Annotated in this window: 10 protein-coding genes; all 10 read left to right on the forward strand. The window is 59.9% G+C overall.

Annotated features, from left to right (window positions below; all coding sequences use genetic code 11):
- Window positions 1–254 precede the first annotated feature (254 nt).
- Complete coding sequence (tssB, locus tag AC13E3_RS13555; RefSeq protein WP_008175709.1) at window positions 255–752, forward strand: type VI secretion system contractile sheath small subunit; 498 nt, start codon at window positions 255–257, stop codon at window positions 750–752.
- Window positions 753–808: 56 nt separating this feature from the next.
- Complete coding sequence (gene tssC, locus AC13E3_RS13560; RefSeq protein ID WP_008175710.1) at window positions 809–2,290, forward strand: type VI secretion system contractile sheath large subunit; 1,482 nt, start codon at window positions 809–811, stop codon at window positions 2,288–2,290.
- 3 nt (window positions 2,291–2,293) lie between these two features.
- A complete protein-coding gene (gene tssE, locus AC13E3_RS13565; RefSeq protein ID WP_482902126.1) occupies window positions 2,294–2,734 on the forward strand; it encodes a type VI secretion system baseplate subunit TssE in 441 nt (146 codons plus the stop codon).
- Window positions 2,735–2,879: 145 nt separating this feature from the next.
- On the forward strand, window positions 2,880–4,652 hold the full coding sequence (gene tssF, locus AC13E3_RS13570; protein WP_482902127.1) for a type VI secretion system baseplate subunit TssF: 1,773 nt from the start codon (window positions 2,880–2,882) through the stop codon (window positions 4,650–4,652).
- Window positions 4,616–5,632 (forward strand): type VI secretion system baseplate subunit TssG, encoded by a 1,017-nt coding sequence (gene tssG, locus AC13E3_RS13575; protein ID WP_008175716.1) that lies wholly within the window; start codon window positions 4,616–4,618, stop codon window positions 5,630–5,632. The genes tssF and tssG overlap by 37 nt, the downstream gene beginning before the upstream one ends.
- Before the next feature lie 20 nt (window positions 5,633–5,652).
- A complete protein-coding gene (gene tagH / locus AC13E3_RS13580) occupies window positions 5,653–6,969 on the forward strand; it encodes a type VI secretion system-associated FHA domain protein TagH (RefSeq protein WP_008175718.1) in 1,317 nt (438 codons plus the stop codon).
- The gene (gene tssJ / locus AC13E3_RS13585) at window positions 6,966–7,499 is read left to right on the forward strand and encodes a type VI secretion system lipoprotein TssJ (RefSeq protein ID WP_008175720.1); all 534 of its coding nucleotides are present in this window, start codon (window positions 6,966–6,968) and stop codon (window positions 7,497–7,499) included. Before tagH ends, tssJ begins: the two co-directional genes overlap by 4 nt.
- Entirely contained in the window at window positions 7,499–8,833 is a 1,335-nt protein-coding gene (gene tssK, locus AC13E3_RS13590; protein WP_053113255.1) for a type VI secretion system baseplate subunit TssK, read from the forward strand. Before tssJ ends, tssK begins: the two co-directional genes overlap by 1 nt.
- Before the next feature lie 3 nt (window positions 8,834–8,836).
- Window positions 8,837–9,664 (forward strand): type IVB secretion system protein IcmH/DotU, encoded by an 828-nt coding sequence (gene icmH, locus AC13E3_RS13595; RefSeq protein WP_008175723.1) that lies wholly within the window; start codon window positions 8,837–8,839, stop codon window positions 9,662–9,664.
- Window positions 9,665–9,674: 10 nt separating this feature from the next.
- Window positions 9,675–12,308, forward strand: a complete 2,634-nt coding sequence (gene tssH / locus AC13E3_RS13600) for a type VI secretion system ATPase TssH (RefSeq protein ID WP_482902128.1) — start codon at window positions 9,675–9,677, stop codon at window positions 12,306–12,308.
- Window positions 12,309–12,462: the final 154 nt, after the last annotated feature.

A 12,462-nucleotide genomic window follows, 5' to 3' on the forward strand; every position in this document is an offset into this window, starting at 1 on the left:
TGATCCTGCTCGTTGGGCGAGTATAGCCACAGCCAACAATGCCGTCATTGACTGAATTTTCGTATGAGTGATGACAGATTGGAGATCCCGCGTATTCTGGCAAAAGCTTGCCCGGCCGCACATTCGCGAACAAAGTTGGCCAGTTTTTGCTTGAGCCTGGCAAGTGATCTGTGTAGAGTTTTGATCGTTGCGCGCCAGGAGGGTGCGTACAAGGGATTGAACAATTGCAAATGATTTGCACAGGGAGCAAGCGCATGTCTTCAAAAGACGGTTCCGTCGCGCCTAAAGAGCGCATCAATATCAAGTACGTCCCCGCCACCGGAGATCAGCAGGCAGAAACCGAGTTGCCGCTGAAGATGTTCGTGGTTGGTGATTTCAAGGGACACGCCGAAGAAACCCCCATCGAAGATCGCAAGGCCATTTCCGTCGACAAGAACAACTTCCGTTCGGTCATGAAGGAAGCCGGCCTGACCCTTTCCACCACCGTGACCAACAAGCTGGATGAGGAAGCCGACGAACTGCCGGTAAACCTGGAATTCCAGACCCTTGATGACTTCTCTCCCGACAGCGTTGCCCGTCAGGTTCCGGAGCTGAACAAGCTGATTGAACTGCGGGAAGCCCTGGTGGCCCTGAAAGGCCCATTGGGTAACGTACCGTCGTTCCGTTCCAAGCTTCAGGAACTGCTGGACAACGACGACGCCCGGGACAAGCTGCTGGCCGAACTGGAACTGGCCACAGACAGCAACGAGTAAGGGAACACCCGCTCATAATTTCCGACTGAATTCAAAACGTACTAAAAGGATGTGGTATGTCTGATACTGCTGTGCAGCAATCTGCTGCCTCCGAATCCGTCACTGAAGGCTCTCTCCTCGACCAGGTCATGGCCAACAGCCGCATGGCGCCGGCGGATGAGGGTTACGATGTTGCTCGCAAGGGCGTGGCAACGTTTATTGCCAACCTGCTGAAAAGCGACGAAAAAGGCCAGCCGGTCAACAAGGCCCTGGTGGACCAGATGGTGGTGGAGCTGGATCGAAAGATCAGCGCCCAGATGGATGAAATCCTGCACGCGCCCAAGCTGCAGGAGCTGGAATCTTCATGGCGCGGCCTGAAACTCATGGTGGACCGCACCGATTTCCGTGAGAACATCAAGGTGGATATCCTCCACGCCACCAAGACCGAGCTGCTGGAAGACTTCGAGTTCGCGCCGGACGTTACCCAGACCGGGTTCTACAAGCACATCTATTCCACGGAATATGGCCAGTTCGGTGGTGAACCGGTCGGCGCGGTTGTTGGCAACTACGCCTTTACCCCGTCCACACCCGACATGAAGTTGCTGCAGTACGTATCGTCGGTCGGAGCGATGGCCCATGCTCCGTTTCTGTCCTCAGTGGCACCGTCGTTCTTTGGCGTCGACAGCTACCAGGAACTACCCGCCATCAAGGAACTGAAGGCCGTTTTCGAAGGCCCGAAATACGCTAAATGGCGCTCCCTGCGTGAATCCGAAGACGCCCGCTATCTGGGCCTCACTTCACCGCGCTTCCTGCTGCGGGTACCTTACGATCCCACCGAAAACCCGGTGCGCAGCTTCAACTACAAGGAAGACGTATCGGCGGACCACGAGCATTACCTGTGGGGCAACACAGCCTACCTGCTGGCCACCCGCCTTACCGAAAGCTTCGCCAAGTACCGCTGGTGCCCGAACATCATCGGTCCCCAAAGCGGTGGCGCAGTCGAGGACCTGCCGGTGCACCTGTTCGAATCCTTCGGTCAACTGGAAGCCAAGATCCCGACCGAAGTGCTGATTACCGATCGTCGCGAATACGAAATGGCCGACGAAGGCTTCATTGCCCTGACCATGCGCAAGGGCAGCGATAACGCGGCCTTCTTCTCCGCCAACTCGGTGCAGAAACCCAAGCAGTTCCCCAACACCAAGGAAGGCAAGGAAGCGGAAACCAACTACAAGCTGGGTACCCAACTGCCTTACATGATGATCGTCAACCGCCTGGCCCACTACATCAAGGTGCTGCAGCGCGAACAGATCGGTTCGTGGAAGGAACGCCAGGACCTGGAGCGGGAACTGAACACCTGGATCCGCCAGTACGTGGCCGACCAGGAAAACCCGCCGGCGGAAGTCCGCAGCCGTCGCCCCCTGCGCGCCGCGCAGGTCACCGTCTCCGACGTGGAAGGCGATCCGGGCTGGTACCAGGTCTCCCTGGCGGTGCGTCCGCATTTCAAGTACATGGGCGCCAACTTCGAACTGTCACTGGTTGGCCGACTGGACAAGGACTAATCCGTGTTCCATCACCCGGCCAGCGACGGATCGCAGGCCAGCAGCGGCAGCCTGTTCGAACGACTGGAACAGGCCGCCGCGCCGCCCGGTCAGAGCATGGGGGAGGTCACCCATGTTGTTGAATCCATCAAACGCCACCTGGTCCGCCTGCTGAACGCCCATCCGGGCAACAGCGCCAGCGTACCAGATCTGGGGTTGCTGGATTTCAACGACGCCACGCTCGGCACCCACGATCTGAGCGTCCAGATCCGTGGCGCGATCCGGCAGTGCATCGAGAAGTTCGAACCCAGGGTGAAGCGGGTGGATGTGGTTAATCTGCCCCAGGGACCCGATCCGCTGCAGTTGCGGTTTCAGGTGACCGTGTACCTGAATGTCGGCGCAAATGACGACAAAACGACCATAGATTTAGTATTGGATGACAAACGTTACTACCAGGTGGTGTAACGAAACGGATAAGCAAACACCAAGGATAGCGAGAGACGGTGGGGATGCTTTTCTGCAGGGAAAAAATGTCTGAGCGCAGCGAGTTGTTTTTTCCCGGAAGAAAAGTGTACCGACCGTCTCATACTCCCAAGGATGCGGTAGTTGTATGAAGTTAAATCGGTTCTACAGGGACGAGTTGAGTTTTCTCAGGCTTCAGGGCCGGGAATTCGCGGATGCTCATCCGCAGCTGACCCGGTTTCTGTCCGAGCAGAGTACCGATCCGGATGTTGAACGGCTGCTGGAAGGTTTTGCTTTCCTGACCGGAAAGCTCCGGGAAAAGGTCGAGGACGAGTTTCCGGAGATTACCCACTCGCTGCTGAACATGTTGTGGCCGAATTATCTGCGGCCGGTACCCAGTTGCACGATCATGCGCTTTGATCCGCAGTTGCATGCCATCAGTGAGCGCCAGAGGGTAGACCGCCACACCGAGATCAAGAGCCGGCCCCTGGGCGATGCCAATCGCCAGACCCAGTGCCGGTTCCGCACCTGCCGCGCGGTGGACGTATTTCCCGTGAGCGTTGCCGCGGCCCATGCCGAACACTCGCGCGAGGTATCGTCTGTCACCGTGGACCTTGCGCTGCATACCGATCAGCCCCTGTCGTCACTGGGTATGGAAAGCCTGCGCTTTTATCTGGGCGGCGAGAGTCATATCGCCGAAACCTTGTTTCTCTGGCTGAACCACTATCTCGAACGCATCGATCTGGTGGTGGGGGACGCTGTATACCGCCTGCCGGCCTCGCTGTTGCAGCCGGTGGGATTTGGCAACGATGAGGCTCTGCTGCCGTACCCAAAGAACGCCTACCCCGGCTACCGCATTCTGCAGGAATACCTCAGCTTCCCTGAGGCCTTCCGTTTCGTGGACATCCACGGCCTGGCACGCCGGCTGCCTGCGCTGCAGGCGGACGAAATCAGCCTGCGTTTCCATTTCAGCCGTATCCTGCCGCCGGACGCCAAGGTGCGGGAAGACAATTTTCAGCTCTACTGCACACCGGCGGTGAACCTGTTTACCCATGAAGGCGAACCGGTGGATCTGAACGGCCGCCAGACCGAATACCGGATTTCGCCTTCCAGCCGCTCCCCGGACCACTACGAGGTGTTCAGCATCGAGCAGGTGGAAGGCTGGCTGGAGGGTCGGTCCGGGCGCGGTGAGCCCCGCATCTACACGGCCTTCGAGAGTTTCCAGCATGAGGTGGAACGGGACCGGGGACGTACCGCCCTGTACTACCGGGTCCGGGCCCGGGACAGCGTGCGCGGGGACGGCTTTGATCATTACATGTCGTTTGTCCGGGGCGACGAGTCCGAGTGCCTGAGCCGGCAGGAAGCGGTTTCCCTGACCCTCACCTGCACCAATCACCAGTTGCCCAGCCAGCTGGCGGTAGGCGAAATCTGCATGGCGACCGAGAGCACGCCGGCGTTTGCCACCTTCAGCAACATTACCCGGCCCACCGCGACCCTGCGGCCAACCCTGGATGGCAGCCTGTTGTGGACGCTGATCTCGAATCTGTCACTCAATTACCTGTCCATGCTGGACGTGGATGCCCTGCGCACGGTGCTGCGGGTCTATGATTTCCGGGCCCTGGTGGACCGTCAGGCGGAGCGGGTGTCCCAGAAGCGTCTGGCCGGTATTACCGGTATCGAGACATCCCCGGTTGACCGGATGGTCAAGGGCCTGCCGGTGCGCGGGATCCGCTCGGTACTGAAACTGGACCAGCAGGCCTTTGCATCGGAAGGTGATCTTTACCTGTTCGGCACGGTTCTCAGCCAGTTCTTTGCTCTTTACGCCAGTATCAACGCATTTCACCAACTGGAAGTGGTGAACACCGATAATCAGGAACGGTACACATGGACGTTACAGCAAGGTCAGCAGCCGCTGATGTAGCCGAGCTGCAACCCGTTCTGGGCAATGCGCGGCGATACAGTTTTTTCCAGCTGGTGGACCTGATTCACCGGCATCACGGGGATGATCTGGAGCGAAACAGCGACGACCAACCCCGCCAGGAACGGATCCGGTTTTCTGCTTCCGCAGGGTTGGGGTTTCCCGGCAGCGATGTGGTTTCGGCGCTGTCGCCGGAGCACGAGCATGCCCCGTATCAGATGGAAGTCAGCTTTCTGGGGTTGCACGGCTCCCAGTCGCCATTGCCGGGCTATTACCTTGAAGACCTGGCCTGGGAAGCGGGGCAGAATCTGGGCATCCGGCGGCATTTTCTTGATTTTTTCAATCATCGCCTGGTCACGCTGTTCCACCGGGCATGGCGCAAGTATCGCTACTACGTTCGGTTTCAACCCGGTGCCTCGGACGGCTTTTCAGAGCTGATCTTTGCCCTGATAGGTCTGGGCGACAGCCGGTTGCGGGAGGCGACACCGGTGAACTGGTCCAAGATGCTGGCCTATTCCGGCCTGATGGCCGGTCGTAGCCGGTCGCCTGAGGTGGTGAGCGGCATCGTTGCCCATTGCTTCGATCTGGATGATGTCAGTATTGAACAGTGGGTCCTGCGCAAGGTGGCCATCGCCGATGATCAGCAGACCCGACTAGGCCAGGCTAACGCCTGTCTGGGCAGCGACACACTGGTGGGATCGGCCATTCGGGATCGCAGTGGTAAATTCGTGCTCCGGTTGCGAAATCTCAGCCGACAGCGCTTTGCGGATTTCCTGCCTAATGGCCAGGACCACCAACGCCTGGTCAAGCTCGTTGAGTTCACCACACGGGAGCAGCTGGCGTACGACCTGGAGCTTCAAATGCGTCCGAAAGACATCCGTCCCATGGAGCTGGGAGAAGATGTGCGGCTGGGCTGGAATTCCTTCGTGACCCCGGAAAAGGCCAGGCGCCGACCGGCGGTCCGGATCCAGATTCGCCGGTGAATCCGGCAGGGAAGATATTCATGGATGAACAACAGGCTGTGGGACTCAAACTGACAGTCACCAATCCGACCGTTGCCGGCGGCGGGGCAACCATCGACCACTGCTTCAGTGTTCGTGGCGGCTCTATCGGTACAGCAGCCAGTGATACCTGGCGGTTATCGTCCCACAGAACGGGTGCGGTTCCCGGCCACGCGGAGATCCGTTTTCTGGACGGCGGCTTCTGCCTGATTGATCGCAGTGGCCGGACCTACATCAATAGCGCAAGTCAGCCGGTGGGTCGGGGCCGTCGGGCACGACTGAATCATGGCGATACCATCAGTATTGGTCGCTATCAACTTCGTGCGGAGTTGGCCGAGGTTGTAAGTGAACCGCTGCTTGAGAGAGGTGAGGCAGATCAGGCCCGGCAACTGATTGATGTCGATGAAGGGCCGCTGATGCGGGCCGAGTACTTAACCAGCCAGACTGAGAACCCGGAGCCGCTGCAGAATTTTGGCGCGATAGCCGGGGAGGCAGTCAGTGATGACCCATTGGCACCCTGGAACCTACAGCCGGACCAACAGAAGTCGGATGCTGACGCGCTGATGGTCAGCGAGACCTCCTGGCGCGCCGCCGAAAGGCAGGTTTCGGATGAGTACCGTGAAAACCGCGACGTAGCGATGGGCCTGCCAGTTCGCAAAGGAGAGAAAGACAGGATGTCTGAGATTTCAGAGAGCACTGATCGCAGGGAGGCTTCCGATCAGAGCAGCAAGCACATCAGTGGTGCCCCCCTGTTGCGGGGTATGGAAGTCGGGCTGGACTTTGCCGACAGCGACGAGATGCGTCTGTTCCTGGAGGAAGTAGGGCAAACACTGAAGTCGACCGTGGAAGGCCTGTTGGCCCTGCATCAGGGAGAAGACAGCAGGCATCAGGCGCTGCGAACCCGCCTGCAACCCATCGAGGATAATCCACTGCGGTTGGGTGAGGGTTATGAGGATACGGTGCAGACCCTGTTCGCCAGCCATCGTAGCCCGGTTCACCTGTCGGCGCCGGCGGCGGTGCGGGAGAGTCTGCAGAGCCTGAATCATCACCAGCAGGCAACCCGTGAGGCCATCAGCGAGGCATTGGAGGCCATCCTGCATGCCTTTTCGCCCGAGGCCTTGCTGCGTCGTTTCCATGGTTACCGCCGGGGACTGCGCCAGAACGAGGACGAGGGACGCTGGGCATGGGATATGTACCAGCATTATTACCGAGAGTTGAAATCCAGTCGTCAGCAGGGATTCGAGCGTCTGTTCCAGGAAGTGTTCGAACAGGCTTACGACCAGAACCTGCGCCAACTACAGAGGGAGAACCCGTTGTGAAGACCTGCAAATGGAGTTTGCTGGCCATCGTATTCGTGCTTGCCGGATGCAGCACACCCTATAACGCGGTCACCAAAACCGCAAAAGTGCTTTGGGACCCGGATATCCCGGTGGGATACCCGGAGGATCTGCCCAGCCGGGTCGGTCTGACCATGGTGGCCGAACCGGATGTAAACCCGAATGAATCCCTGGCACCCACGCCCGTTGCGTTTCAGATCATCGAGATGCGCGACAGCTCACTACTGATGGCCGGGGATTTCGACCAGCTACTGAGTGACCTCGAGTCGTCACTGGGCCAGAACTATGTGGACCACAGCGATTACTCCCTGGTGCCGGGCCAGTTCAAGTTCATCGAACCCTTTGAGATTGGCGAGGACACCCGATTTATCGGCGTGATCGCCTTTTACGCCTATCCCAACCTGTCCCAGTGGAAGAAAGTGGTGAAGGTGGATCCAATCGGTGGCCGCTACAACCTGCTGGTGAACCTGCGGGAGCGGGAAGTTCAACTCAAGCATTCGGATGACACCTGATGGCGGTAACCAATCGAGTCGTCTGGAGTGATGGCCTGTTCATCAAGCCCCAACACTTCCAGCAACAGCAGCGATATCTGGAACACCAGATCAATGAACGGGCGCTCGCGATCTCCGATTATCTGTATGGCTTCAGCGACCTGGAACTGAACGCAGAGTACCTGAGTTTCGGCCGGGTTGGCCTGGTTCGGGCATCCGGCCTGTTCCCGGATGGCACCCGCTTCAGTCTGCCCCAGGACGATGTGATGCCGGAGCCGATGGAAATCACCGATGCCTCCGTGGCCAATCAGATCGTGTACCTGGCCCTGCCACTGGGCAGTGACAGCCTCGCCGAAGTGGAATGGCCGGACGCCCCGGTGGCGGGCCGGTTCCGTGCCGACTCCCTGGAAATCCGGGATCTGCATTCGGTCGACGGTGATGCCCACACCATCAATGTGGGCCGGGTTGCACCCCGCCTGATGCTGGAGCGAGACGATCGCAGTGCCTATGCGGCCCTGGCCATCGGCCGGATTCTTGAGAAGCGCCCGGACGGCAGCCTGGTGATGGACCCGAACTTCATCCCGACCATGCTGAGTGTGCGAGCGGCACCGAGGCTGCAGCGATTTGTCGGGGAAATGGCGGGCCTGATGCGGGAGCGGGCACGCACTATCGCCGAGCGTGTCGGTGCGCCCGGGCAGGGGGGCGTTGCGGATGTGGCGGATTTCATGTTGCTGCAGATGCTGAACCGGGCCCATCCCAGGTTCATGCACCTGGCCCGCCTGCGCCAGTTGCATCCTGAACGGCTGTTCGAAGCCCTGCTGGAACTGTGTGGCGAGCTGGTGACCTTCACCGATGAAGGGCGCCTGCCGAGGGAGTACCCGGCCTATGACCACGATCTGCCGGAGGATTGTTTTACCCCGCTCATGCAGGTTCTGCGGCAGTCCCTGAGCACGGTGCTGGAACCAAGAGCCCTGGCTATCCAGCTTCAGCAGCGCCAGTACGGCCTGACCGTGGCCCCGGTTCAGGATGCCCAGTTGGTCCGGGATGCGGAATTCATTCTTGCGGTCAAAGCCGACATGCCGCTGGACGATCTGCGCAAGCAGTTCACCCAGCAGTGCAAGGTGGCCTCGGTGGAGAAAATACGGGATCTCATCAGCCTGCAGCTGCCGGGAATTCCGCTCGCTGCGTTACCGGTTGCACCCCGGCAGTTGCCGTACCACGCCGGCTTCGTGTACTTCCGCCTGGACGACCAGAGCCAGGCCTGGCAAATGCTCGACAACGCCAGCGGCTTCGCATTCCACGTGGCCGGCAGTTTCCCGGGCATGGAAATGCAGTTCTGGGCAATCAGGAGCTAAATCATGGCAGATGCACAGGTAATGGACTTACCCAACGGCAGCAGGAATTCCGGCAGCAGTGCGTTCAGTGATCTGATCTTTGCCGACAGCCGGGGAGCCGCTGAGGGCAACAGGGAAGGCCAGGTCGACGAGCAGTTCCAGCTCAGAGGGTTGGAACATAACCGCCTGATTGACGCCGCCACACCATTGCTTGGCCTGGTGATCAGGATACGCAGGCTGGCGGATTATCGCGCGGTGGAACCCCTCTACCAGCAGGTGGTGGATGAGATTGCTGCCATCGACCGGGAACTGGTGGAGCAGGGTTACGACCGGCCGGTTGTTGTCGCCTATCGGTACGTCCTCTGCGCCTTCATCGATGAGGCCGTGCTGGGGACCGACTGGGGCGCCCATAGCGTCTGGTCTCAGCACTCCCTGCTGTCCCGCTTCCACAACGAGACCTGGGGTGGGGAAAAGGTTTTTGCCATTCTTGCCCGGATGGAGCAGGAACCGGCCCGTTATCGCGACATGCTGTCGTTTATCTACCTGTGCCTCTCCCTGGGTTTCGAAGGGCGGTACAAGGTGATGGAAAACGGCCGGGATGAATACGACCGGATTGTTCGTGGCCTGCACGAGCAACTGAAAGCGTTGCAGGAGGAACAGGACCCGGCGCCTCTTGCGGATGCCCGGGCGAACGTAACGCCAACCCGGAACCGGTTGCGCAGCGGCATGCCCGTCTGGGGCATTGCAGGTCTGTTTGTGGCGGCCATGGCCGGCATCTACTCCCTGTATAACATGGCACTGAACGAGCGCATCACGGACGTATTGCGCGTACTCGACCAACTACCGAAATAAGGACATCAACGTGATTCGGGTAGAACTGCCGGCGCTGATCGGGCGCCTCAACGACATGTCACGCCAGGCGCTGGAAGCCTCCGCCGCCCTGTGCATCAGCCGCCAGGGCGCGGAAATCACTCCGGCCCATTTGCTGTTCAAGCTGCTGGAAACACCGTTTTCCGACGTGCGCCAGATTCTGGAGCACACCGGCATTGATCATCAGCAACTGCAACCGCTGGTGGGCGACAGCCTGAACGGAGAGGTGCAAAGCGCTGAGCCCTATCCATCGTTCTCGCCGCTGTTGGTGGAACTGATGCAGGATGCCTGGCTGCTGGCTTCCACCGAACTGGGGCACACCGAACTGCGCTCGGGCGCGGTTTTCCTGGCCCTGCTGATGAATGCCGACCGATACCTTATGCCCCGGGTGGCACAGGCACTGGCGGACATCAACCGTGAGCAGCTGCGCAAGCAATTTGACCGGTTCACCGAGGGCTCCGCGGAGCGGCTGGAACCGAGCGAGCAGGAACCCGGGCAACCGGTGGCAAGCGCGGATCTGGACCCGCTCAAACGCTACGCTACCGACTTCACCGGACTGGCCCGGGAAGAAAAACTGGATCCGGTGGTGTGCCGTGACGCCGAGATCGACCAGATGATCGACATCCTCTGCCGCCGCCGCAAGAACAACCCTATTGTGGTGGGCGATGCCGGTGTGGGCAAAAGCGCCGTGGTGGAGGGCCTGGCTCTGCGCATCGTCAACGGCGATGTGCCTGACCGCTTGAGAAACGTTGAGCTCTGGACCCTGGACATGGGCGCCCTGCAGGCCGGCGCCTCGGTGAAGGGCGAGTTCGAGAAACGCCTCAAAGGCGTGATTGAAGCGGTCAAAGGCTCCGCTACCCCCATCATCCTGTTCATTGACGAAGCCCATACCCTGATTGGCGCCGGCAACAGCGAAGGCGGCTCCGATGCGGCCAACCTGCTCAAACCGGCCCTGGCCCGGGGCGAGCTGCGCACCATCGCCGCGACCACCTGGCGCGAGTACAAGAAATACTTCGAAAAAGACCCGGCCCTGAGCCGCCGTTTCCAGCCCGTGGCATTGGATGAACCCACACCCGGAGAAGCCGTCCACATCCTCCGTGGCCTGCGCACCGTCTATGAAAAAGCCCATCAGGTCCTGATCGCCGACAGCGCCCTGAAAGCCGCTGCCGAGATGTCTGCCCGTTACCTTGCCGGCCGTCAGCTACCGGACAAAGCCATCGACGTACTGGACACCGCCTGCGCACGGGTCAGCCTGAATCTGAGCACGCCGCCCAGACGCCTGAGCCACGTCCGCAGCGAGCTGCATCAGCTGGCCATGGAACAGAACCTGCTGAGCCGGGAACACACCCTGGGCCAGACCGTGGATGCCGACCGGGAAAGGGAACTTGAACAGCGCATTGCCGGGATCACTGCTGAATCCGCAGCCCTGGAACAACGCTGGAACGACCAGCGCGAGCTGGTGGCACGACTGGTGGAGATTCGTGAACAGTTGCTCACCGGCGAATCCCAGGCCGAAGCGGATACCTCTGAATTGACCGATGGGGATACAGAAGAACGCCCGGACCTGAAAAGCGAAGCCGCCGCCATCGAGCAGGAACTGACTGAACTCCATGCCGACGAGCCGCTGGTACACGCCCGCGTTGATGCCAGGCAGGTGGCCGAAGTCATCGCCGACTGGACCGGCATTCCGGTCAATCGCATGACCACCGACGAACTGGAAAAAATCACCCACTTGCCGGCGTATCTGCAGGAGCACATCAAAGGCCAGGACACCGCCATCGACTGCCTGCACCAACACCTGCTCACCGCCCGCGCCGACCTGCGCCGGCCTGGCCGCCCCATGGGCGCCTTCCTGCTGGTGGGGCCCAGCGGCGTCGGCAAAACCGAAACCGTGGTACAGCTCGCCGAACTGCTCTACGGCGGCCGCCAGTTCCTCACCACCATCAACATGTCCGAATACCAGGAAAAACACACCGTCTCGCGCCTGATCGGTTCACCTCCGGGGTACGTTGGCTTCGGCGAAGGCGGCATCCTCACCGAAGCCATCCGTCAGAAACCTTACTCCGTGGTTTTGCTCGACGAAGTCGAAAAAGCCCATCCGGAAGTCCTCAACCTGTTCTACCAGGCGTTCGACAAAGGCGAACTGGCTGACGGCGAAGGCCGACTCATCGACTGCAAAAATGTCGTCTTCTTCCTCACCTCCAACCTGGGCTACCAGACCATCGTCAACCACGCCGAGTCCCCGGCCAGCCTGGACGAAGCCCTTTACCCGGAACTGGCCAGCTTCTTCAAACCGGCCTTGCTGGCAAGAATGGAAGTGGTGCCCTACCTGCCTCTGGGCGAGGAAACCCTCAACCGCATCGTTGGCGACAAACTCCAGCGCCTGGCGGACCAGATCAAGGCCCGTTATCACACCGAAGTGGAACTTCAGGACGGCCTGATCGATGCCATCCGTAGCCGTGCGACAAGAAGCGAAAACGGCGCAAGGATGCTTGAGTCGATCATAGAGGGTGAGCTTTTGCCGCCGGTTTCATTGGCGTTGCTGGAGAAACTGGCGGCGAGGGAGTCGGTTACGAAGGTCATGTTGGGTGTTGAAGATGCCAGATTTACGGGAATGGTGGTTTAGGGACACTCCAAAGTAGCGCGGCGTGGGGATTTGCTTTCCAAAACCCTGCGGAGCCATGGATGGCGGAGCGGAGCCTACAGGGACGTATTCACGGCGTGTTTTGGAAAGCAAATCCGCACGGTGTGCGGTTGGCGAACACAAAAGCATAAAAATC

The organism is Marinobacter sp. L-80 (genome assembly GCF_056859395.1).